General features: G+C 66.1%; 24 protein-coding genes. 16 read left to right on the top strand and 8 right to left on the bottom strand.

The genetic code is table 11. The features are described from left to right. The first annotated feature begins 1 nt into the window (after position 1). The 12 genes from HLH25_RS12755 to HLH25_RS12700 all read left to right on the top strand — a co-directional run bounded on the left by HLH25_RS12755 (position 2) and on the right by HLH25_RS12700 (position 11254). The gene (locus HLH25_RS12755; protein ID WP_182974417.1) at positions 2-1381 is read left to right on the top strand and encodes an anthranilate synthase component I family protein; all 1380 of its coding nucleotides are present in this window, start codon (positions 2-4) and stop codon (positions 1379-1381) included. Next, positions 1378-2175 carry an aminotransferase class IV gene (locus HLH25_RS12750; protein WP_182974416.1) on the top strand — a complete coding sequence of 266 codons (798 nt, stop codon included), beginning with the start codon at positions 1378-1380 and terminating at the stop codon, positions 2173-2175. Before HLH25_RS12755 ends, HLH25_RS12750 begins: the two co-directional genes overlap by 4 nt. A gap of 224 nt (positions 2176-2399) precedes the next feature. Beyond that, positions 2400-3977 carry a bifunctional phosphoribosylaminoimidazolecarboxamide formyltransferase/IMP cyclohydrolase gene (gene purH, locus HLH25_RS12745; protein WP_182974415.1) on the top strand — a complete coding sequence of 526 codons (1578 nt, stop codon included), beginning with the start codon at positions 2400-2402 and terminating at the stop codon, positions 3975-3977. A 112-nt stretch (positions 3978-4089) separates the two neighbouring features. After that, positions 4090-4806: a hypothetical protein gene (locus HLH25_RS12740; protein WP_182974414.1), complete on the top strand. Its 717-nt coding sequence runs from the start codon at positions 4090-4092 to the stop codon at positions 4804-4806. Positions 4807-5073: 267 nt separating this feature from the next. Beyond that, positions 5074-5415, top strand: coding sequence for an AtpZ/AtpI family protein (locus HLH25_RS12735; RefSeq protein WP_182974413.1), 342 nt, complete (start codon positions 5074-5076; stop codon positions 5413-5415). 13 nt (positions 5416-5428) lie between these two features. Further along, positions 5429-6178, top strand: coding sequence for a F0F1 ATP synthase subunit A (locus tag HLH25_RS12730; protein WP_114725044.1), 750 nt, complete (start codon positions 5429-5431; stop codon positions 6176-6178). A gap of 58 nt (positions 6179-6236) precedes the next feature. Continuing rightward, positions 6237-6461, top strand: coding sequence for an ATP synthase subunit C family protein (locus HLH25_RS12725; protein WP_012224283.1), 225 nt, complete (start codon positions 6237-6239; stop codon positions 6459-6461). Between the two features lie 14 nt (positions 6462-6475). After that, entirely contained in the window at positions 6476-7087 is a 612-nt protein-coding gene (locus tag HLH25_RS12720; protein WP_310888876.1) for a F0F1 ATP synthase subunit B family protein, read from the top strand. 31 nt (positions 7088-7118) lie between these two features. After that, on the top strand, positions 7119-7613 hold the full coding sequence (locus HLH25_RS12715) for a F0F1 ATP synthase subunit B family protein (protein ID WP_182974412.1): 495 nt from the start codon (positions 7119-7121) through the stop codon (positions 7611-7613). Continuing rightward, positions 7610-8383, top strand: coding sequence for a glycosyltransferase family 2 protein (locus HLH25_RS12710; RefSeq protein WP_375288976.1), 774 nt, complete (start codon positions 7610-7612; stop codon positions 8381-8383). Before HLH25_RS12715 ends, HLH25_RS12710 begins: the two co-directional genes overlap by 4 nt. 99 nt (positions 8384-8482) lie before the next feature. Continuing rightward, positions 8483-10141, top strand: a complete 1659-nt coding sequence (locus HLH25_RS12705; protein WP_182974411.1) for an ArnT family glycosyltransferase — start codon at positions 8483-8485, stop codon at positions 10139-10141. Positions 10142-10285: 144 nt separating this feature from the next. Continuing rightward, on the top strand, positions 10286-11254 hold the full coding sequence (locus HLH25_RS12700; RefSeq protein ID WP_182974410.1) for an ABC transporter substrate-binding protein: 969 nt from the start codon (positions 10286-10288) through the stop codon (positions 11252-11254). 244 nt (positions 11255-11498) lie between these two features. Here the strand turns inward: HLH25_RS12700 and HLH25_RS20560 are convergent, their stop codons facing one another. Next, entirely contained in the window at positions 11499-11630 is a 132-nt protein-coding gene (locus HLH25_RS20560) for a hypothetical protein (RefSeq protein WP_259654542.1), read from the bottom strand. A 320-nt stretch (positions 11631-11950) separates the two neighbouring features. Beyond that, positions 11951-12439 carry a DUF2721 domain-containing protein gene (locus HLH25_RS12695; RefSeq protein ID WP_182974409.1) on the bottom strand — a complete coding sequence of 163 codons (489 nt, stop codon included), beginning with the start codon at positions 12437-12439 and terminating at the stop codon, positions 11951-11953. Positions 12440-12596: 157 nt separating this feature from the next. Between HLH25_RS12695 and HLH25_RS12690 the strand changes: the two genes are divergently transcribed. The 3 genes from HLH25_RS12690 to HLH25_RS12680 all read left to right on the top strand — a co-directional run bounded on the left by HLH25_RS12690 (position 12597) and on the right by HLH25_RS12680 (position 15968). Further along, positions 12597-12860 carry a hypothetical protein gene (locus tag HLH25_RS12690; protein ID WP_182974408.1) on the top strand — a complete coding sequence of 88 codons (264 nt, stop codon included), beginning with the start codon at positions 12597-12599 and terminating at the stop codon, positions 12858-12860. 69 nt (positions 12861-12929) lie between these two features. Next, on the top strand, positions 12930-13811 hold the full coding sequence (gene purU / locus HLH25_RS12685; protein ID WP_182974407.1) for a formyltetrahydrofolate deformylase: 882 nt from the start codon (positions 12930-12932) through the stop codon (positions 13809-13811). Positions 13812-14015: 204 nt separating this feature from the next. Further along, on the top strand, positions 14016-15968 hold the full coding sequence (locus tag HLH25_RS12680; RefSeq protein ID WP_310889104.1) for an EAL domain-containing protein: 1953 nt from the start codon (positions 14016-14018) through the stop codon (positions 15966-15968). Here the strand turns inward: HLH25_RS12680 and HLH25_RS12675 are convergent. Then, complete coding sequence (locus tag HLH25_RS12675) at positions 15943-16893, bottom strand: helix-turn-helix domain-containing protein (RefSeq protein WP_182974405.1); 951 nt, start codon at positions 16891-16893, stop codon at positions 15943-15945. The genes HLH25_RS12680 and HLH25_RS12675 overlap by 26 nt on opposite strands. 186 nt (positions 16894-17079) lie before the next feature. On the opposite strand from HLH25_RS12675, the gene HLH25_RS12670 reads away from it, so the two are divergent. Next, positions 17080-17976, top strand: a complete 897-nt coding sequence (locus HLH25_RS12670) for a DMT family transporter (RefSeq protein ID WP_182974404.1) — start codon at positions 17080-17082, stop codon at positions 17974-17976. A gap of 91 nt (positions 17977-18067) precedes the next feature. Here the strand turns inward: HLH25_RS12670 and HLH25_RS12665 are convergent, their stop codons facing one another. The 5 genes from HLH25_RS12665 to HLH25_RS12645 form a co-directional block, all read right to left on the bottom strand. After that, the gene (locus HLH25_RS12665) at positions 18068-18667 is read right to left on the bottom strand and encodes an IMPACT family protein (protein WP_246402200.1); all 600 of its coding nucleotides are present in this window, start codon (positions 18665-18667) and stop codon (positions 18068-18070) included. After that, complete coding sequence (gene radA / locus HLH25_RS12660) at positions 18664-20067, bottom strand: DNA repair protein RadA (protein WP_182974403.1); 1404 nt, start codon at positions 20065-20067, stop codon at positions 18664-18666. Before radA ends, HLH25_RS12665 begins: the two co-directional genes overlap by 4 nt. A gap of 128 nt (positions 20068-20195) precedes the next feature. Further along, positions 20196-20987, bottom strand: a complete 792-nt coding sequence (locus tag HLH25_RS12655) for an ABC transporter ATP-binding protein (protein WP_182974402.1) — start codon at positions 20985-20987, stop codon at positions 20196-20198. Continuing rightward, complete coding sequence (locus tag HLH25_RS12650) at positions 20984-21769, bottom strand: MlaE family ABC transporter permease (RefSeq protein WP_182974469.1); 786 nt, start codon at positions 21767-21769, stop codon at positions 20984-20986. Before HLH25_RS12650 ends, HLH25_RS12655 begins: the two co-directional genes overlap by 4 nt. A 305-nt stretch (positions 21770-22074) precedes the next feature. After that, positions 22075-23331: a multidrug effflux MFS transporter gene (locus tag HLH25_RS12645; RefSeq protein WP_182974401.1), complete on the bottom strand. Its 1257-nt coding sequence runs from the start codon at positions 23329-23331 to the stop codon at positions 22075-22077. Positions 23332-23338: the final 7 nt, after the last annotated feature.

The following is a 23338-nucleotide window of genomic DNA, read 5'->3' as shown; positions in this document are numbered from 1 at the left end:
GATGGACCGGCCAGCCGGCATCGTAACGACCACATTCCTGCCGTGGCGAGACCCGGACGATGTGCTGTGGGCATGGCGGGACGAGCCATGGCTGGCCTGCCTGGACAGCGGCGGCGCGCCCGGTCCGCGCGCCCGCTGGATCATCCTGTGCCGCCGTCCCGTTCATGTGCTGGAGTGGCGCGGCGGCCTCTGCCGGCGTGACGGCGTGCCCGTAGCCGGCACCGACCCTCTCCAGGCGCTCAGGACTCTTCTGGCCCTGGCACCGGTCGCGGACACCGGGCCGTGGCCGTTCGCCGGCGGTGTCATCGGGTTTGCTGGGTACGGTGTGGGGCAATGGGCCGAGGGAATCCCGACCCGCCACCAGCCCGATCCCACCCGACCGGACCTGTCGGCAGCCCTGTACGACCATGCGCTGCTGTTCGATCGCGAGCATCGTCAGGTGCATCTGGCGACCATCCGTCCGGACGCGGATCAATTGTTCGCCGCATTCCATGCCGAATGGGCCGCGCTGCCCCCGGCCCCGCCGCCCGTGACGCTCCCGCCCGCCCCATTCGTGCCCGACCGCACCCCGGATCACTATGTCGCCGCCGTGGCGGCGGCGGTCGAGCGGATCTCCGCCGGCGAGATCTTTCAGGTCAACATCACCGGCCGTCATGTCGCCCGGCGACCGCATGGCCTGGCCGATATCGACATCTACCGGGCGCTGCGTCGGGCCGTGCCGGCGCCGTTCGGTGCATGGCTGGCCTGCGGGGGGGCATTCAGCCTGCTGTCGGCCTCCCCCGAGCGGTTCGTGCATCTGGGGCGCGACCGGGTGGCGCGGACGAGGCCGATCAAGGGCACCCGCCCGCGTGGCACCACGCCCGAGCAGGACGACCGTCTCCGCGCCGACCTGGCCGCGGACGACAAGGAGCGGGCGGAGAACCTGATGATCGTGGACCTGATGCGCAACGATCTGGGCCGCGTGGCGCGGATCGGCAGCGTCAGCGTGCCCGAACTGCTGTCGGTCGAAACCTTCGCCCATGTCCATCATCTGGTCTCCGAAGTCGCGGCGACGCTCGCACCGGGGCAGGACGCGATCGACCTGCTCCGCGCCTCCCTGCCGCCCGGATCGGTGACGGGCGCGCCGAAGCATCAGGCAATGCGCATCATCGACGAACTGGAGGAAACGGATCGCGGACCCTATTGCGGGATCGTTTTCCGCATCGGAACCGATGGTGCCATGGACAGTTCAGTCATCATCCGCGCCCTGGCCGCGACCCCCGATACGATCGTGGCGGCGGCGGGCGGCGGGATCACGATCCTGTCGGACCCCCAGCGGGAATACGCGGAAATGTGCCTGAAAATCGCCCCGCTCCTGGCCCTGTTCGAGGCGATACCATGAATTTCCTCTGGCTCGACGACCGCCTGATCGCGCGGGACGCGGCGCGGATCGACCCCGCCGATCGCGGCCTGACCCTGGGCGACGGATTGTTCGAGACCATGCGGGTCTCGGCCGGCCATATCGCCCATCTCCCGCGCCACCTCGACCGGCTGCGCGACGGCGCGGCGACACTCCTGTTCCCCGAACCCGACCTGGACGCGATCGAAGCTGCCCTGCATCAGGTCGTACGCCGGAATACCCTGGACGAGGGCACCTTGCGCCTCACGCTGACGCGCGGCTGTGGCCCGCGCGGCCTGCTCCCGCCCCCCCGGCCGCATCCCACGCTTCTGATCGCACCCTTTCCGGCCGCACCCGCGCCGGGGCCAGCAAGCCTGATCGTCAGCACCCGGATCCGGCGCGACGCGCACTCTCCCCTCTCACGGATCAAAAGCCTGAATTACCTGCCCAATATCCTGGCCCGACTGGAAGCCGAGCAGCGCGGCGCCGACGACGCGCTGCTGTTGAACGGCGCGGGCCAGGTGGCCGAAAGCACCGTCAGCACCGTGCTCGCCCTGCGTGACGGGCGCTTGCTGACGCCCCCGGTCGCGGACGGCGCGCTGCCCGGCATCGCGCGGGCCGTGCTGCTGGAAGCCGGTCTGGTCGCGGAAGCCTCGCTGATGCCGGATGATCTCGCCGGGGGGGCTATTCTGGTTAACAGCCTGTCGGTTCGGCCGGTCGTCAGTCTGGATGGCGCGCCTTTGCCGATCGCGCGAGACATGATCGAAACGGTGCGGAAAGGTTTCTTCTTTTTCTGAAGAAAAAGAAGCAAAAAGACTTTCAATCGTTCAGGGACAGCGCATGTCCCGACCACAAGGCTCCCGACCGGATCAGAGTTTTTTGGTTCTTTTTTGCAAAAAAGAACAGAAGACCTCCCCTGCGGATACGACAGCCCCGCCCACACGTCTGTTGCTCCGTCCGCCCAGGTTGGACTAAGGACGCGGGCTTTCCTGCCGCCCAATCGTGAAAGGTCGCCCCCGCGATGACCCAGACGCCCGTGCCGGTCCGCCGTGCCCTGATTTCCGTTTCCGACAAGACGGGGTTGCTCGACCTCGCCCGCGCCCTGATCGCGCATGGGGCCGAGATCCTCTCGACCGGCGGATCGGCCCGTGCCCTGCGCGAGGCCGGGTTGAAGGTGACCGAGGTATCGGACCATACCGGCTTTCCTGAAATCCTCGATGGCCGGGTCAAGACGCTGGTGCCGCAGATCCATGGCGGTATCCTGGGCCGCCGCGACCTGCCGGCCCATGTCGCGCAGATGGAACAGCACGGCATCGCGCCGATCGACCTGATCGCGGTGAATCTCTACCCGTTCGAGGCCACGGTCGCCTCCGGTGCCGGCGCCGAGGACTGTATCGAGAATATCGATATCGGCGGTCCGGCATTGATCCGCGCCGCGTCCAAGAACCACGATCACGTCGTGGTCCTGACCGACCCGGCGCAATATGGCGCCATCATCGCGGCGCTGTCGGAAGGCGGCACCACGCTGGAAGCACGGCGCGCGCTGGCCGGCGCGGCCTATGCCCGCACCGCCGCCTATGACGCCGCCATCGCCGCCTGGTTCGCCGCCCAGCGCGGCGACGTGCTGCCCGAGCGCCTGACGGTGGCGGGCCAGCGTCGGGAAAGCCTGCGCTACGGCGAAAACCCGCACCAGCAGGCGGCTTTCTACGCCGATGGCAGCAACCGCCCCGGCGTCGCCACCGCGCGGCAGATCCAGGGCAAGGCGCTGTCCTACAACAATCTGAATGATACCGACGCCGCGTTCGAGGCGGTGGCGGAATTCGATGCGCCGGCGGTGGTCATCGTCAAACATGCCAACCCGTGCGGCATCGCGACCGCCGACAGCCTGTCGGCGGCATGGGACCTGGCGCTGCGCTGCGACCCGGTCTCGGCCTTCGGCGGCATCGTCGCCCTGAACCGCACGCTGGACGCCGAGGCCGCGGCACGCATCGCCGCCATCTTCACCGAGGTGATCGTGGCCCCCGACGCGACGGACGAGGCACGCGAGATCCTGTCGCGCAAGAAGAACCTGCGCCTGCTGCTGACCGGCGCGCTGCCCGATCCGGCCGAAGGAGGCGTGATCATCCGCTCGGTCGCGGGCGGCTTCCTGGCCCAGACGCGCGATAACGGCCGCATCGTCCCGGCCGAACTGAAGGTGGTGACGCAGCGCGCCCCGACCGAGGCCGAAATGGCGGATCTGATCTTCGCCTTCCGCGTGTGCAAGCACGTAAAGTCGAATGCCATCATCTACGCCAAGGATCAGGCCACGGTCGGGATCGGCGCGGGCCAGATGAGCCGCGTGGATTCCGCGCGCATCGCCGCGATCAAGGGGGCGGACGCCTCGCGCGCCGCAGGGCTCGACCAGCCGTTGACGGCAGGCAGCGTGGTGGCGTCCGACGCCTTCTTCCCGTTCGCCGACGGGCTGGAGGCCGCGATCGCGGCGGGAGCCACGGCCGTGATCCAGCCCGGCGGGTCGATCCGCGATGACGAGGTGATCGCCGCCGCCGACCGTGCCGGCATCGCCATGGTGTTCACAGGTATGCGCCACTTCCGGCACTGATCCTCTTCCTCGGGGGATTGTCGCGCCGGGCGGGATCGACTTCACTATCCCGCCCGGCGGATCCGTTCCGGGACGATGGAAAAAGACGATCAGGCAGATGACGAGAGCAGGCATGGCGAGTGTGCGGCGTTCCCACCTTCTTCCGGCGATGGCCGGTCTGTCAGTCCTGATCGCCGGCCCGGCGATGGCTGCCAGCCAGCCGGTCTCGGCCTATGATTTATCGCCGCTGCCGGTCACGACCGGCACGGTGGCGCATTATCTGCCGACGCCGGGCGGCGATATCGACGGCCTGATCCTCACCGACGGCACCGAAATCCTGTGCTCGCACGAACTCGGGCTGGCCGTGGCCAGCCTGGTCAAGCCGGGCGAGAAGATTTCCGCACGCGGCCTGCACGGACGCGACCTGCCTATCGTCCGCGCTTACGAGATCGAAGACCAGCGCGGCCGCGCGGTCGAGGATGCCGAAACAATATCCGCCCGGCTGCCGGTCACCACGTCCGGGCCGGATATCGTGATAGACGGCACGGTCCGCGCGCCGCTCTACAGCCTGCATGGCCGGCTGGTGGGCGCGGTGATGCAGGATTACAGCGTGATTCACCTCGCACCGGCGGAAGCGACGCGCCTGGCCGCATGGCTGAAACCGGGCCAGACCCTGCATGCCGTGGGCAATGGCAGCACCAGTGCGCTCGGGACCGCCATCGACGCCAGGGAAATCGGTCCGGCGATGGGCCAGACCGTCCATGTCGCTCCGGCTGCCGCTCCGGTGGCGGGTCCCTTCCCGGGCAGTGCGGCTTATGACGAAATCCCCGGTGGCAGCGTTCATCCGTAAAAGCCGGGTCGGACTGGCGTTTCGGGGAACGGGAAGCCCAGGAAAGCGCTGTCGTTGCTCATGCAATAAAATCATGTCTGATATTCCTGTATTGCATTAACGCGATGTCATCTGTGCCTCCGGGGCAGCCATGCCGGGAACTGTCACCCATTCCATGCGTGACAGAGCAGGGGCGCCGCTTTTCCGCGTCCCGAAACAAAAGCGTTTGCTTGACAGGTTTCTGCCGCATCGTTAGCTAGCGCCTGCACCTGCCTGGAGGTGTAAAAATTGGGTAAGGAAACGGACAGCTCCCGTCACGCCTTCGACAAGCGCCTGAAGCAGGCCATGGATCGGAACAATCCGAACCGGGCAGCCGAGGCAGGGTCGCAAGGTAACGACATCACCACCGTAGGCACCGTTCTGCGGGCCGGCATCGAAATGGTGGCGGGCCTGGTCGTCGGGGTCGCGATGGGATGGGGGCTCGATCGTTGGCTGGGCTGTCGCCCGGTGTTCCTGATCCTGTTTTCATTACTGGGCGGGGCCGCGGGCGTACTGAATGTCTGGCGTCTCGTCAGGCCGCAGGACGCCCTGGAGGACAAGCCGGGCCCGGATGCGGGGCCGGAACGGTAGAGGGAAGACGAAGTTGGCGGCCGGATCCACCATCGACGCATTGGGTCAGTTCGAGCTCCATCCCGTTCTGGGTGGCCTGGGCGAGGCGCTGCGTTTCAGTCAGTCGCCCCTCATGATGATCGTGGCCTCGGTCGCGGTGCTGGCATTTCTGTATGTGGGCATGCGTCCCAAGGCCGTGGTGCCGGGTCGCCTGCAGGCAGCGGCTGAAATCTGCTACGATTTCATTCATAACATGGCCGTGGATACGATCGGTCCGGAGGGGCGTGCGTTCTTCCCGTTCGTCTTCACGCTGTTCTTCTTCATCCTGGCCGGCAATTATCTAGGCCTGCTGCCCTTCTCCTTCGCCTTCACCAGCCATGTCGCCGTCACCGTTGCGCTGGCGCTGATGGTGTTCGTGCTGTCGGTGATCGTCTCGCTGAAGGTGCAGGGCGCGAAATTCTTCGCGCATTTCATGCCCGCAGGCGCGCCGATGGCCCTGGCGCCGCTGCTGGTGCCGATCGAAATCCTCTCATTCCTGTCGCGTCCCGTGAGCCTGTCGATCCGTTTGTTCGCCAACATGGTGGCCGGTCACGTGATGCTGGAAATGTTCGCCGCCTTCACGATCATGCTGGCCGGGCTCGGACTGATCGGCGATGCGCTCGCCGTCGGTCCCGTGGTCATCAATGTCGCGCTGATGGCGCTCGAATTGCTGGTGGGTGCGTTGCAAGCCTACGTCTTCGCGATCCTCACCTGCATCTATCTGCGGGAGGCGGTCGCGCACTGACCGCGACGTCGCCCCAGCCCTTTTGAACGCCTGAACCAAATACAAGGAAAGCCTCGCTATGGACATCGCTGCAGCCCGGGAAATTGGTGCCGGTATCGCCGTTATCGCCCTCGCCGGCGTCGGCATCGGCCTGGGTAACATCTTCTCCACGCTGGTCAGCAGCATTGCCCGCAACCCCGCCGCGCGTCCGCACGTGTTCGGCCTGGGCATGCTCGGCTTCGCCCTGACGGAAGCCGTGGCCCTGTATGCCCTGCTGATCGCCTTCCTGATCCTGTTCGTCTGAGACCGGAGACCAACGTGGCACGTTCCGCGGCCTCAAGCATCCGCCGGGTGGCGTCTCTCGCGACGCCGCTCGCGCTGGCCTTGCCCGTGATGGTAATGGCCGCGCCGGGCGCGCGGGCCGCGGGCATGCCACAGCTGGATTTCGCCAACCCCTACGTCATCGGCCAGGTGATCTGGGGCGCGGTGATCTTCCTGGTGCTGTATGTCCTGCTCAGCCGGTCGGCGCTGCCGAAGGTCGAAGCGGTACTGACCAGCCGCCGCCAGACGATCGACAACGATCTGGACATCGCCCGTCGTGCCAAGGCCGAAGCCGATGGCGCGGTGGACGAACTGCATCAGGCCCGTCGCACCGCGATGGCCGAGGCGCAGGCGAATGTCGACAAGGTGATCGAGGACGCGCGCCTCAGCGCCCTGCGGCAGACGCAGGAGATGAACGCCCGCCTGGCCGTCGAGATTCACGAGGCGGAAGCCCGCGTCGCCGCTGCGCGCAAGGCTGCCCTCGGGTCACTGCGCCAGATCGCCGATGAAACAGCACAGGCGCTGGTGCGTCAGGTGACCGGTGCATCGGTGCCCGCCGATGTGGTGGCCCGGACGGTAGACCACGCCGCCACGGCGCGCGGCCTCTGATCGCGCCACAGTAAGGAACAGGTTCAAGACCATGCTGCACGAACCCCGTTTCTGGACGGCCGTCGCCTTCTTCCTTTTCTTCATCCTGTTCGGCAGGAAGATCTGGGCACCGCTGGCCACGGCTCTCGACGCGCGGGCCGAGCGCATCCGCGCCGACCTCGACGAAGCCGCACGCCTGCGCCGCGAGGCCGAGCAGATGCTTGAGGATGCCACGCGCGAGCGTGAAACGGCGCTGGCCGAGGCCCGCGCCCTGGTCGAGCATTCGCTGGCCGAAGCCAGCCGGATTGCCGAGGACGCGAAGCGCGAGGCCGAGGCCGTGGCCGCCCGTCGCGAGCAGATGGCCCGCGACCGTATCGCCGCCTCCGAGCGCAGCGCGGTGCGTGAAGTCCGTCAGGTGGCGATCGACGTGGCGGTTCAGGCCACGCGCGACGCGCTGACGATTGCCCTTCCGGCCGAAACCGGACAGCAGATCGTCGACCGTTCGATCGCCGACCTGCCGTCGGCCCTGTCCTCACGCGCTGCCTGAGCGGAACCGGGTTACTGGCCCCGCTCGCCACTTCCGATCGTTCCGAACCGGTCCTGTCCATTGTGGCGGCGGTTCTGAACGAGGCGGAGAATATCCGCCCGGTCTGCGCCGAACTGGCCGAGGCCGCCCGCGCGCTGCCGCCGTGCGAAATCATCTTCGTCGATGACGGCAGTACCGACGGCACCGTCGAGGCCCTGGTCGCGGCCAGGACCGACGGCATCCTTCCCGATCTGCGCATCCTCAGTCACGACCGCCGGCTCGGCAAATCCGCCGCCGTACGCACCGGGGTCGAGGCTGCGCGCGGCCAGTGGATCGCCACCCTCGATGGTGACGGGCAGGATGATCCCATGGAAATCGTCCGGATGTTCGAGCTGGCGCAGAAGGCCCAGGGGCCGGCACCGCTGGTCGTCGGCGTCCGGCTGCGTCGGCAGGACACCCTGTCGCGGCGTCTGGCAACCCGGTTCGCCAATGGTCTCCGTCGGCGCCTGTTGCGGGACGGATGCCCGGATACCGGCGCGCCGCTGAAACTGTTCAGACGGGCGGATTTCCTGCGCCTGCCGCAATTCGAAGGCGTGCATCGCTTTCTGCCGGCGCTGTTCGGCCATTATGGCACGCCGTTGCTCTGCCAGCCGGTCCGACACCGCAACCGGCTGCACGGATCGTCCAAATACACCAATTTCAATCGTGCGCTGGTCGGGTTCCGGGATCTGCTCGGCGTGATATGGCTGATCAACCGCACGCGGTTGCCGCGTCGGGTCACGGAACGCTAAGAGCCTGTTGCAAATGCCGCCGCTGGCGGCCTGATGGGCCGGTTCGGCGCGCTCGAACCGACAGCCCCCATCCCGATCCTTCCCGAGGAGACGTGCCGGATGACACGGCTGACCGTGCGTCATTATCTTCTGCTCGCGCTGGGCACCTTCATGCTTCTGCTTCCGGGGCGGGCCAGCCTGCCGCCGCTGGATCGCGATGAACCCCGCTATATGGAAGCCAGCGCACAGATGCTGCGCAGCGGCGATTTCATCGATGTCCGTTTCCAGGACAAGCCGCGCTATCTGCAACCGGCCGGAATCTACTGGCTGGAGGCCGCATCGGTGGCCGCCACCGGTACGCTGGACCGCCGGGCGGTCTGGCCCTACCGGATTCCCTCGCTGCTGGCGGCCACGGCTTCGGTGGTGCTGACGGCCTGGATCGGCGCCACATTGTTCGGCCCCGCCAGCGGGCTGCTGGCGGCGGCCCTGCTGGCGGTATCGGTGCTGATGACGGCCGAAGGCCGCATGGCCACCATCGACAGCACCCTGCTGCTCACGGTCCTGCTGGCCGAAACCGGTCTGCTGCGCGCCTATCTGGACCGTGTAAAGGGGCAACCCACGCCCGTTTCGGCGGCCCTGCTCTATTGGGTGGCGCTGGGGGCGGGCCTGATGCTGAAGGGCCCGGTGGTCCTGATCCCCGGCTTCGGCACCCCGCTGGCCCTGGCACTGGTGGAACGGCGCATCGACTGGTGGCGCCGATTGCGGCCGGCATGGGGATGGCTGGTGATGCTGGCAATCGTCCTGCCCTGGTGCATCGCGATCGGCGTGGTCAGCCACGGCGATTTCTTCTCGCGCGCCGTCGGCACCAATTTCCTCGGCAAGGTCGCCAGCGGGCAGCAGGCGCACGGCCTGCCGCCGGGTTATCACCTGGCGGCCTTCGCGCTGGCCTTCTGGCCCGGGTCGCTGTTCGCGGCGCTGGCGCTGCCCTTCGTCTGGGCCCAGCGCCACACGCCGCCCGTGCGCTTCCTGCTGTGCTGGATCGTGCCGCACTGGCTGGTGTTCGAGGCGATCGCAACCAAGCTGCCGCATTACGTCCTGCCGACCTACCCGGCCATCGCCCTGCTGGCGGCGGCGGCGATCATGACCACGCCCGACCGCTGGCGCTGGCCCGCCTCGCGCGCGGCTCGCGCGGGGCTGGCGCTATATGGCGCATTATGGCTGGTGGTCGGCCTCGTCCTGTCCGTCGCCGGCCCGGTGCTGCTGTGGTGGCTGGAACATGAAATCGTGCCGGCGTCCCTGCTGATACCCCTCGGCGCGCTACCGCTGCTGGTCATCGCCACCCGGCTTCTGGTCCGCCGCCAGATACTGCACGCGGCGATGTCCGCCATCGCCGCCGCGATCATCATTCATGTCGGCCTGTTCCTGACGGTGGTGCCGGCCCTGAAGACGATCTGGCTCAGCCCCCGCCTGGCGGCGCTGGTCGATGATTACCGGCCATGCCCCGATACCGTGGTCGTCTCGCCCTCCTTCTCCGAGCCCAGCCTGGTCTTCCTCGTAGGGCAGAATACGGTTCTGGTCGGCCCGAAGGATGCGGCAGACGTGCTGCGCGACAACCGGGCCTGCGGCCTGGCGCTGGTGGACCGAAAGGACGAGCCGGCGTTCCGCGACCGTCTTCATGCCGATGGGCTGGATGTGATCGAGTTCGGCCGGGTCTCGGGGTTGAATTATTCGACCGGCAAGCATCTTGATATCGGCCTGTTCGGTCCGACACCGCCGTAACGGAAGGTCGTTCTTTTTTGAAAAAAAAGAACCAAAAAACTTTGATTCGTTCAGGAGCCTTGTGCCTGGGGCATACGATGTCCCTGAACGGATAAAAGTCTTTTTGCTTCTTTTTCTTCAGAAAAAGAAGAAGAGAGAGCCCCCATGATCACCCTGCGTCGCCTGCTGCTAATATTGCTGCTAATATTGTCGTGTGTGTTCCTCGGCCTCCCGACGGCACGAGCCGACGCGCCCGAAACGGTCACGGTGATCCTCGACTGGTTCCTGAACGCCGATCACGCGGCCCTGCTGGCGGCGGATTACAGCGGCGCCTTTCGCCGTCACGGGTTGCAGGTGCGCCTGATCGCACCGTCCGACCCCGGATCGCCGGCGCGGCTGGTGGCGGCGGGGCAGGCCGATCTGGCGGTGTCCTACGAGACCCAGCTCGGCATGCTCGCCGACCAGGGCATTCCGCTGGTCCGGGTCGGCACGATGATCGACACGCCATTGGATACGCTGATCGCGGCACCGGGCCTCAAATCCCTGAAGGACCTGAAAGGCAAGACAATCGGCATCTCGATGGCCGGCGTCGATGACGCGGTGCTGGCGGCGATGCTGGGGTCGGTCGGCCTGTCGCTGTCCGACGTGCGGCAGGTAAACGTCAATTTCCAGCTCGAACAGGCCCTAATGTCGCATTCGGTCGATGCGGTGATCGGCGCGACCCGGACCTACGAACTGATCGACCTCCGACAGAAGGGGTTCGACCCGGTGGCGTTCTACCCCGAGGAACATGGCGTTCCGCTGAATGACGAACTGATCTTTCTCGCCCCGCGCGACCATGCCCGCGATGCGAAGATCGTCCGCTTCATGCAGGCGCTGGAAGAAGGCACCAACGCCCTGCTGAACCACCCGGACGCGATTCTGGACCAGGCGGTGCACGACCACCCGGAACTCGACACGCCGCTGAACCGCGCCGCCTGGACCGCGACCTTGCCGCGCGTCTGCAAGCAGCCGGCGCTGCTCAACGGCCGGCGTTATCGCGTTTTCATGGATTTCCTGCGCGCCCAGGGCGTGATGCACCGCACGCTGGACCTCTCCGCCTACGCGATCGACCCGACCGACAGCGCGCCGTAACAACGACGGCCCGAGCAGGCCGGGGCATAGGGAAAGTCTCGGTCAAAGATAGGCCCGCCCCCAGGACAGAGCCAGCCGGATCAGTCCGGGCCGGTCATCCAGGGCAGGGCGAGGCTCGGCGCGGAAACAGCACGCCGGGCGGATGGAAAACCATCCGGATCCGACTCAGGCCGGACCTTATGCCCGCCGTCAGGCAGGCAGGCCATGGTGCAGGTCACACAGACCGGCCGCCATGGCCGCCGCATCAGGCGATGCGGTCGGCGACGGCAGTGGCCAGCATCAGCGCGGCAACGATCGGCAGAAATGCGACGAGCGGGAGGAACGACGCGACGTTCATCGAACTGGCGACGAGATTGCCAATTTCCTGAATAAACATTATCCGAAATCCTATGGGTTGGTGTTGGGTGCGGAACCAACACCGAAATCGGGTCTCTCGCAATACAAAAGAACATGAGACCTGATGGTTAAAAAACGCATAGTAACCATCGGATGAATAGTCTGTTCACTTCGTAAACAGCGTCCTGTTTATTGTCCGGAGTCAGAAAAACGAATCGGACCATTTCTGGCGAATTTTTGTGCGGAACACGGGCGACCGACGACTGGACTCAACAGGAAAGCGCATAAAATAGGCATATTGCCCATTTTATGGCCTGTCACATTTTTAATGAAGAAATCCGGCCCCTGCCGGCCGATCGCTCAGTCTTTCGGGTGGGTGGACCGTGCCCAGGATGTGGTCATGCGCAGACCATGCCATGCGGCCAGGCTGTCACACAGAAACGCGGCCAGCGCGGCCACTGTGCAGATCAGGGCCATGCCGAACATCACCACCAGCCATGACGCCACCGAGGAATCGCGCAGGCTACCCAGAAACAGCACGAAGGCCGCGCCGCAGGTGGCCGCTCCGCCGACGGCGGCCAGCAGGATCGATGCATCGAGCAACAGGGTGCGCCGGTGCAGGTGCCGGATATGCTGGCGCAGATGGCGGCGCTCCGTCGGGGCCTTGGTCGTTGCCAGCGCGTCGTTGGATTTCTCGATATGGTCCGATACCCGTGCCAGCCGGGTGTTGAACAGGTTCAGCAGCGTGCCGATCCCCGACAGCATGAAGATTGGCGTCAGCGCGGTCTGGATCAGGTGAGCGACACTGTCGATCGGTTCGTCGGGCAGAAAGCCGGGGAAAGGGGACACGGGGGCTCCTTATATATGGTGCTGCTACGGGGGACGGCGGGCGGACGAAGGGTCCGGGGGCGTTCCACTGTTGAAACCGCTCGGGGCTTCCGATGCAACCGAAACCACTTGCCCGATGCCGCCAGACGGCCCAGCTTCACTGTCGGGAGAACGGCCGATGTCTCATAATTACGCAACGCCCATGACGCCGGAGCGCCGCCTGGCCCGCCTGCTGTCGCGCATCCCCGAGGACCGCGTCGTGCGGATCGAACGCGCGCCGGATGTTGCGCAGGCCCCGCGCTGGCGGGCCGCGATCGGCGAGGCGGGGAGCGGCGATTGCCCGGCAGATCGATGGAGCGCGCCGTTCGATACGATCGCCGATGCGCTGGAAGCCGCATGGCGGGCCGTGCGGCCGCCGGCGGAACGCAACCGGGGGGCTTGAGTTCCCGGAGGCGACCCCTATGGTATCGGGCGTGCGTTTTCAGGAGCTTCTGTTGGTGGATTGTCCGGCATGACTGATCACGGGGCGCAGGGGCCGACAACCTGGACACTCACTCTGTCCTGCCCCAACCGGCCGGGCATCGTGGCGGCGATCGCCACGACCCTGTACGAAGCCGATGGCAATATCATCGAGGCCCAGCAGTTCGACGATACGGAAAGCGGCGTGTTCTTCATGCGCGTCGTCTTCACCGGCTCGGCCGATGCCGAGCGGACCCAATGGCTGCGGGCGCGGCTCGATGCCGTGGCGTCGCGCTTCCGCATGAACTGGACGCTGCATGACCGCGCGGTGCGCCGCCGGGTCCTGCTGATGGTCTCGAAATTCGACCACTGCCTGGTCGACCTGCTCTATCGCTGGCGAATCGGTGAACTGCCGATGATCCCGACCGCGATCGTCGCGAATCACCCGCGCGAGACCTACGCCCATATCGACATGGGGGGCATTCCCTTCCACTACCTGCCGGTCACGCGCGACAACAAGGCGGAACAGGAAGAAGAATTGTGGGGCCTGGTGCAGCGGACCAATGCCGAACTGGTCGTGCTGGCCCGCTACATGCAGGTGCTGTCGGATTCCCTGTCCGCGCGGCTGTCGGGCCAGTGCATCAATATCCATCATTCCTTCCTGCCGGGCTTCAAGGGCGCGCGTCCTTACCATCAGGCCCACGCACGCGGGGTGAAGCTGATCGGCGCCACGGCGCATTATGTAACGGCGGATCTCGATGAAGGACCGATCATCGAGCAGGATGTCGAACGTGTCAGCCACAGCGACACGCCTGACGATCTGGTGCGTAAGGGGCGTGATATCGAACGGCGCGTTCTCTCGCGCGCCGTGCGCTGCCATCTGGACGACCGGGTGATCCTGAATGGCAGCAAGACGGTCGTATTTGGAGATTGATCGCGTTCCCCGCGGATCGAGCGGTCGAGGGTATATTTTCTTAATTCTTTTTTGGTGTCATTTCCTGGGCTCTATTGCCGCGACATGGTGCGGAAGGCATTGAGGCATGCATAGACGATTTGGGTTTTTCCTTGTTTTTTGACAGAGATCTGAATTGGATGGCCGGCCGTCATGGTGCGGTTCCGGGTTACGGAATGCGCGCGCGTGTCTGAACATTTCGTCTGCCTTCTCGATCCGGCGGAGCGCGTCACGTCCTGGAGCCGGGAAGCCGAGCGGCTGACCGGGCATACTGCCGATGATGTGGTCGGCAGCCCCTTTTCCGGCCTGTTCCTTGTTTCTCCTCCCGCTTCGGCAGCCGCTACCCACGCGCCGGACGGGCATGTGGGGGTATTCGTCCGTCAGGACGGGGTGCATCTGTGTGTTCGCGTCCGCCGCCACGCCCTGTCCGGCAAGCGGGCGGATATCGATGTGCCGGTGACCGTCGCGATCGCGCAGGATGATCCGGACGCGGCAAGGCAGGGGAGTACAGAACTGCACGGGGCGTTGGACGCGCTGCCCGACGGCATCGCCCTGTTCGGCGCCGATGAGGGCCTGTTGCATTATAATATGCGCTTCGATGCCCTGATCGGTCGGGTAGAGGATGGGTTGAATCCTGGCGCCGCCGCCCGAACGATTCTCGCCGCGTTGACCCGAACGGAATGGACCACGGAAGAGACTGCCCGGCCCGCCTTGTCCAAAGGCTGGTCGACCGAAATCCTGCGGTTCGGGCGTACGCTGGCCCTCTCCTGGATCAGCTTGCAGGATGGGCGCTTCCTGCTGCTGTGCCGCGATGTCACCGACCTGCGGCGGCTGGAAAATCGCACACGTTTTCTCGAACAGCATGACGACCTTACCGGCTTGGCCAACCTCCAGGGGTTGCGACTGCAACTGGGCACGTTGTGCGAACGGGCATCGGGATCGTTCGCGGTCCTCTATTTCGATCTGTTCGGGTTCAAGCGCATCAATGATTCGATGGGCCACGCGGCAGGTGACGAATTGCTGCGGATCGCAGCCTTGCGGGTGCGGCGCACGGTGGGGGTCGGAGATACCGTCGCCCATATCCGGGGCAACAAGTTCGCGCTGATTCTGCACTCCGAACAGGGTGACCAGGCGATTCGCCGGTTTGCCCGGATGCTGCGCAGCGTCCTTTCCCGCCCCCTGTCGGTCCTCAAACATGAAGTGACGGTGGGCGTCGCGATCGGGGTGGTGCGTTTTCCGACCGATGGCGACGATCGCGACACACTGATGTCCAAAGCCGATGTCGCGCTTCATTGTGCCAAGGGTGGCATTGATGACGGGATCTGTTTCTACGATCCCGAACGCGACAGCCTGCGCCAGCGGCGTATGGATCTGGAGCGCGATCTGCATCACGCGCTGGCCAGGGACGAATTCATATTATTGTACCAGCCGTTCCTGAATGTCCGCAGTGGCCGCATCGTCGGGGTGGAAGCCCTGATCCGCTGGAGACATCCGAAACAGGGCCTGATTCCTCCAGGCGATTTCATCCCGGTTGCCGAGCGGATGGGCCTGATGCACGAGATCGGCGCCTGGACGCTGGAGACGGCATGCCGGCAGGCGAAGGACTGGCCGGATGATATCATGGTCTCGGTCAACGTCTCGGCGGCGCAGTTCCGACACGATGGCCTGATCGACAATGTGGAAACGGCCCTGCAACGTACGGGCTGCCCGCCTTCGCGCCTGGAACTGGAAATTACCGAAACCGCGATGATCGACGACGTGCCCAGGGCCGCCTGCGTCCTGAAGCGTCTGCGCGAGCAGGGAATACAGATCGCGCTGGACGATTTCGGAACCGGCTATTCCTCGCTCAGCTTCCTGCACAGCCTGCCGTTCACGCGGATCAAGATCGACCGCAGCTTCGTCAACGATCTTCATGGGGGGGAGGGGGATGGCGCGGCAATCATCCGGGCGATTACCGGCCTGTGCGGAAGTTTGAATGTCGTCGCCACCGCCGAGGGGGTCGAGACGCAGGAACAGTTCGATTACCTGAAGGGCATCAATTGTTCTGAAATCCAGGGCTTCCTGATCAGCCGCCCCTGTCCGGCAGAAGAAATCGGCCCGTTTGCCGAAAAGATCAACCGGTCCGATCTGCCCCGCTGACCATCCGGTCACCCGGAGCATTGCCACCGAAACCCGGTTCGGGCCGCACGCCACAATGGCGTTGGTAATCGCTGGGTGTCAGCCCGGTCTGCGCACGGAAACGGGCCGTGAGGTGGCTGTGGCTGCTGAATCCGCACAATTCGGCGATCCGCGCCAGCGGTAAGTCGCGGCGCAGCAACTGCCGGGCGCGTTCGATCCGCAAGCGGGTCAGGAACTGATGCGGCGTTTCGCCATGCGTCTGGCGAAACGCCCGCGCGAAATGAAAGCTGCTGAGCCCCGCCGCGCCCGCCAGGTCGTCCAGGCAGAGCGGCCGTTCCATGTGCGCGTCGATCAGCGCCCGCACCCGGCGGGACGCCGCCTGCGACAGCCCGCCCCGGCGCGGCATGTCCGGCCGGCGATCGGTCATGTGCGCCAGCAGATAGGTCATCAGCTCGGTTCCGGCCTGCGTGACGGCCACCCTGTCCGCCGGCTGTCTCCAATGCCGCGACAGGATCATCGCGCGCACCTGCGCCTCGATCCGTGGATCGCGAAAATAGGCGTCCTCCCGCAGGGTGACACGGGCGGGGTCCATGTCGAACAGTTCCACCGTCGCGCGATCGAAGGCTTGTGGAACGATATAGAGATGGAACATCCGGATCGGCCCGGACACCTCCCAGTCGCTGGTCGCCCGCGCGGGCATCAGGCACAGGTCGCCCGCGCCGTTGCTGCATTTCCAGCTATTGCCCAGACGTTTGCGAAACCCCTCGCCATGTTCCAGATACAGGCTCAGCGTATGGTGGTTGGGCGTGTCGTATCGGGTCTGGGCGATCTCGTCGCGATCCCACACCGCGACGGCCAACCCGTGGCCGACATGGGCCGCCGCGCGCCGGGTGGCGCCCGTCGCGTGCAGGGTACGGACAATCGTCAGGTCGGCCAGTGCGGTCATGATGGACAAGGGCAGGGAGCGGAGGGTGAACGGATTGGATGGCCGGCGCCGCCCTCCCGACTATAGACCGCGATCGACGGCCGCGCGCCACGCCGCAATGCAGGAAAGCGCAGGATTCTGACAGCCGCCCCCGCGCGGCAAGGCAGGCGGCCCGGTAGGATGACGGTCTTTCGAAGAGGAAACCGCATGCTCGGCCTGCTGTTTTTGTGTGTCGTGGTCATCTGGGGCACCACCTGGTTCGCCATCCATGTGCAGGTCGGCGTCACCGTGCCGGGCACGGCGATCTTCTGGCGGTTCATGATCGCGTCGGCCGCGATGGGCGCATGGCTGTATCTGTCCGGCCGGCTCCGCCGGGTTCCATGGCGCACGCATCTCTGGCTCGCCCCGATGGGGGCATGCATGTTTTCATGCAATTTCCTGGCGATCTACCGGTCCGAGATCACTCTGGCCAGCGGTACCGTCTCGGTCATCTTCAGTGTGGCAACCCTGTTCAACACACTGAATCAGTGGCTGTTCTTCCGCCTGCGTCCCAGCGTGCGCAGCATTGCCGGCGGCTGTATCGCCATCGCCGGCGTCGCCTGCCTCACCGGCATGGGCGGGGTCGCCGGCATCTCGCAGACCGGCGCGGCCCTGGCGCTGACGGGAACCTTCCTGTTCTCCTGCGGCAATATCCTGTCGCGCCGGGTGGCGATGGCGGGGGTGGACCTGCCCAACGCGGTCTATCGCGGCATGCTCTGGGGCTGCGCGGTGCTGGCGGTCTCGCAGGTGGCACGCGGGGAATCGCTGGCCGGATCGACCGATCCAGCCTGGATCGCGGCCCTGTTGTATCTCGCCCTGCCCGGATCGGTCGTCGCCTTCCTGGCCTATCTGCATCTGGTGCACCGGATCGGCGCCGACCGCGCGGCCTATACCACCATCCTGTCCCCGGTCGTGGCCCTGCTGATCTCGATCCTGTTCGAGGGCACGCACTGGACGGCGGGCATGACTCTGGGGGTCGGGCTGGTGCTGGCGGGCAATCTCGTGACCTTCGCCCGGATCGACAATGTTCGTTCTTTTTTGCAAAAAAGAACCCAAAAACCCTGATTCGTTCAGGAGCCTTGTGCTGGGGACACGCAACGTCCCCAAACGATCAAAAGCCTTTTTGCTTCTTTTTCTTCAGAAAAAGAAGACTCCTTCACGCCACCACCCGAGGAACCGACTGCCCCCGCGTCAGGTCGGCAATCCGGCCAATGGCGTTCTCCACGTCCCCTTCGGGCACGGCAATCACCATCCGCGCCCCCTCCGCGTCGAACGCTTCGTCCTCCACCACCGCATCCAGCGCGGGCAGCCGCGCCTGAAGCAGCGCCAGGTCGCCAAAGCCGCAATGAAAGGTCAGGCGCGTCCGCCGCACGATCGGCACGCGCGGCGCCAGACGCAGGCATTCCGCCGCCGTGCCGCCATAGGCGCGCACCAGCCCGCCCGCACCCAGCTTGATGCCGCCGAACCAGCGGGTGACCACCACCACCACATTGTCGAAACCCTGCCCGTCGATCACCTGCAAGATCGGCCGGCCGGCCGTGCCGCCGGGCTCGCCATCGTCATCGCTGCGATAATCCTGCCCGATGCGGTAGGCCCAGCAATTATGCGTGGCATCCAGGTCCGACACGGCGCGGACAAAGGCCAGGGCATCGGCTGGCGTCGTCACGGGTGCCGCCTGCGCCAGAAACAGGCTCTTGCGCACGTCGCGTTCCAGTCGGGCGGGTTCGGCCAGCATCACCAGGCCGTCGGCGCTCATGCCTCCTCGCTGTCCGTGCCGCCGAACAGGGCCACCAGGTCGCCCAGATGGCCGATCTCATTCAAATGCAGCCCCTCGGGCGCCACCAGCCGCGTATTGCCGCGTGCGATGCGCCGGGGCAGGAAGGCGGCATCGAAGCCCAGCTTCTGGGCCTCCTTCAACCGCGCATCGACCTGCGCCACCTGCCGGATCTCGCCGGACAGACCGATCTCGCCAAAATAGACGGCCCCGGCATGGGTAGGCTTGCCGGTGGCGGCCGAAACCAGCGCCGCCGCCACCGCCAGATCGGCCGCCGGTTCCAGCACGCGCAGCCCACCCGCGATGTTCAGATGCACATCCATGCCATGCAGCTTCAGCCCGCACCGGGCTTCCAGCACCGCCAGCAGCATGTTCAGGCGCGAGGTATCCCAGCCCACCACGGCGCGTCGCGGCGCGGAATCGCCCGATTTGGGCGAGAGCAGCGCCTGCACCTCCAGCAGCACCGGCCGCGTGCCCTCGATCCCGGCAAACACGGCCGAGCCCGCGATATTCCCCCGCCGTTCGGCCAGAAACAGCGCCGAGGGGTTCGGCACCTCGACCAGCCCCTGGTCGGTCATGGCAAAGACGCCGATCTCGTCGGTCGCGCCGAACCGGTTCTTGGCGGCCCGCAGGATGCGGAACTGATGACCGCGATCGCCCTCGAAATACAGGACGGCATCGACCATGTGCTCCAGCACGCGCGGCCCGGCCAGCGCGCCCTCCTTGGTCACATGCCCCACCAGGATCAGGCTGAACCCTCGCTGCTTGGCCAGCCGGATCAGTTCAAACGCGGTAGCCCGCACCTGGCTGACGGTGCCGGGCGCGCTCTCGACCGATTCCAGCCACATGGTCTGGATCGAATCGATCACCACCAGCGCAATATCGGGTTCGCTCTCCAGCGTGCCGGCAATGTCGGTCACGTTGATGGCGGCGGCGATTTCCAGCCCCGGCGCATCCAGCCCCAGCCGGCGCGCGCGCAGGCGGATCTGGTCCACCGCTTCTTCGCCCGAGATATATTTCACCCGCCGGCCGGCGGCCGCCAGCGCGCAGGCCGCCTGAAGCAGCAACGTCGATTTGCCGATGCCGGGGTCCCCGCCCACCAGCACGACCGAGGCCGGCACCAGCCCCCCGCCCAGCACGCGGTCCAGTTCGGCCATCCGCGTGCCGATGCGCGGCGGCGGCTCGGCCGTGCCGGCCAGACTGACGAACGCGACCTTGGCCCCCCGGCCGCGACGCGGCGCGGTGCCCCCGGTGGCGGCGGGCTCGGCGGCTTCCTCGACAATGCTGTTCCACGCGCCGCAGCTCTCGCATCGCCCGGCCCATTTGGGAAAGACGGCGCCGCAGGACTGGCAGACGTAATGGACGGAAGGACGGCGGGCCACGGTGACTCCGGGAAGGGTAAGGGAAGCCTGTTCTTTTTTGAAAAAAAGAACCAAAAAACTTTGATTCGTTCAGCAGTCCTGGGGTGGGGACTTGCGGTGTTCCTGAACGGATGAAAGTCTTTTTGCGTTCACCGCCGCAATTCCATGCTGATCGGCCCTTCACGCCGCCCATGGGTAAACTGGTCCACCATCGGGTTCCCGCTGTTCAGCAGCGAGGTCGCCGGGCCTTGCCAGATCAGCTTGCCCTTGTAGAGCATCGCCGCCTGGTCGCCGATCCGCTGGGCCGAGGCCATGTCGTGGGTAATCGCAATCGCGGTCGATCCCAGCTTGCGCACGCAATCCACGATCAGCCCGTCGATCACCGCGCCCATGATCGGGTCCAGCCCGGTGGTGGGCTCGTCGAAGAACAGGATGTCGGGCTGGCCGGCAATGGCGCGGGCCAGGCCCACGCGCTTCTGCATCCCGCCCGAAAGCTCCGAAGGCGACAGCGCACCCACCGAGGGATCCAGCCCCACCTGTTCCAGCACCCGGCCGGCGGTGGCGCGGGCTTCGGCCCGGCTGGGGCGCTTGCCATGCCGCCGCCCGGCGGCCAGCAGCCCGAAGGCGACATTTTCCCACACGCTGAGGCTGTCGAACAGCGCCCCGTTCTGGAACAGCATGCCGATGGTCTCGATCACCGCTTCCCGCCGCCGGGCAGGCAGCGACAGCACATCCACACCGTCGATCTCGATCGTCCCGGCATCGGCCGGAATCAACCCGAGGATACAGCGCAGCAGCACGGATTTGCCGCTCCCCGACCCGCCGATGATCACCATCGAGGTACCGGGCATGACATCGAGGTCGATCCCGTCGAGCACGATTTTCGGCCCAAACGCCTTGCGCAGGCCGCGAATACGGATCTTGGGCGTGGTCTGGGTCATTGCGAGAAGAACACGTCGGTCAGGAGGTAATCGGATGCCAGCAGCAGGATCGAGGCCGCGACCACGGCGGCCGTGGTGGCCGACCCCACGCCCTGCGCGCCCCCCCGGCTGGTATAGCCATGGTAGCAGCCCATCAGCGTGATCAGAAAGCCGAACACCGCCGCCTTGGCCAGCCCCACGGTCACGTCGATCGTCTTCACCGCCGTGAAGGTGGCGGCGATATAGGCCGGCGCCGAGAAATCGAGCTTCACGACCGACACCACGAACCCGCCCAGCACGCCCAGGATATCGGCCACCAGCACCAGGCAGGGCAGGGCGATCGTGCCGGCCAGCAGGCGGGGCGTGACCAGATATTTCATCGGGTTGGTCGAAAGGGTCGTCAGGGCGTCGATCTGGTCGGTCACCCGCATGGTGCCGATTTCGGCCGCCATCGCCGCGCCCACCCGCCCGGCCACCATCAGCCCGGCCAGCACCGGCCCCAGTTCACGAGTCACCGCCAGCACGACGATGCCGGCAATCGCGCCCTGGGCATGGTACTGCGCGAAGCCGGTATAGGATTGCAGCGCGATCACCCCGCCCGAGAACAGGGCGGTCAGCGCCACCACCGGCAGCGAGAAGAAGCCGATCTCGATCAGCGAACCGAAGAAGATGCGCCAGTAAAAGGGTGGCCGCACCAGATGCGACAGCGCGGCAACGCCGAACAGGGTCAGGGCACCGGCGGTCCGGACCAGATTCAACGCCGCCCGTCCGAGCGCCGCGATGAAATCGAGCACGGCGTTCACGCGGGGCATAACCGGCCAGCCGGCCGGGCAACAGGGGTGGAGCGCATCATGTCTCCTGCCGTAGCGCGGCAGGCCCGGCGCGTCAAAGGAAGGAAAAACAGGACAACCCCCGAAAAAAAAAACGGCGCCCCGAAGTGCGCCGCCGTAGTCTAGGGAGGAAACGTCCATGAAGCGCGTAACAGTGCTACTTCGACGTTATCTCATAATCGTGAAGACACCCCGAGTCAAGAAAATTGTGCGATGCAATATATCCGCGCGCATCCCGCCCCGGCACGTCATGCCCCCACGCGTCATATCTCGGCGCGTCAAATCTCGGCGGCGGCATGCCGCCGGTGCCACAGCATGCAGCCCAGCATCCCGGCGACGCCGCCCGCCATCGTGGCCGCCACCGGCACGGCGCTGGTCAGCGGCAGGTAGCCCAGCAGCACCCCGCTCAGCGATCCGATGGTGAATTGCAGCGTCCCCAGCAGGGCCGAGGCGCTGCCGGCATGGTGCCCATGCCGGGTAAAGGCCAGCACGGTGGCATTGGGGTTGACGAAACCCAGCGAGCCGGTGACCAGCCCGACCATGGCGCAGACCAGCAGCGGATGGCGCGGCCCGGCAAGCCCGGCGACGGACAGGGTCAGGAACAGCCCGGCCGACAGCGTAATCGCCACCACGCCGCGCTGCATCAGCACATGCGGCGCCACGCGGTGGACCAGCCGGCCATTGATCTGGGCACCGGCGATGAACAGCGCGGCATTCATGCCGAAGAACAGCCCGAATTGCTGCGGCGTGAAGGACAGGATCTGTTCAAACAGGATCGGCGCGCTGGCGAGGTAGGCAAACATCACGAAAGCCGAGAACCCCAGCAGCAGCGCCGCCGAGAGAAACATCGGCTCCCGTGCGATGCCGACATAGCGCCACAGTACGGTCGAGGCCGACAGCGCAATCCGCCGCTCGCGCGGCAATGTGTCCGGCAGGGTCCACGCAATCGCGATCACTCCGGCCATGCCGTAGAGCGTCCCGAACCAGAAGATCCAGCGCCAGTGGCCGACTGACAGCACCAGGCTGCCCAGGCTGGGGGCCAGGATCGGCATCAGGCCGAACACCAGGGTCAGTTGCGCCATGATCCGCGCGCCCTGGGCACCGGTGGCGATGTCGCGCACGATGGCGCGCGGCACCACCACGCTGGCCGACCCGCCCAACGCGCCCAGAAAGCGCCAGACGCAGAACATGTGATAATCGGTCGAGAGCGCACACCCGGCCGAAGCGATGCTGAACAGCGTCAGCCCGCCCAGCAGCGGCACCCGCCGCCCCAGCCGGTCGGACAGCGGCCCCTGCGAAAACTGCCCGATCGCCAGCCCGGCGAACCACGCAGCCAGCGTGATCTGTGCCGAGCCGGGTCCGCCCCCCAGTTCGCTGTCCAGGGCGGGAAAGGCCGGCAGGTACATGTCGGTCGCCAGCGGCCCGATCGCCGTCACCAGCCCCAGAAGGATCACCAGCCAGGCGGGCAGCGAACCAACGGGAATGCGGTGGCGATAGGCCAGTGCGGACGAGGAGGGAGAACTGGAAAACGACATGGGGCCG

This window comes from Gluconacetobacter dulcium (genome assembly GCF_014174165.1).
GTDB lineage: Bacteria > Pseudomonadota > Alphaproteobacteria > Acetobacterales > Acetobacteraceae > Gluconacetobacter > Gluconacetobacter dulcium.
The sequence above is the reverse complement of the archived record's forward strand: the minus strand, read 5'-3'. Positions and strand labels throughout refer to the sequence as shown.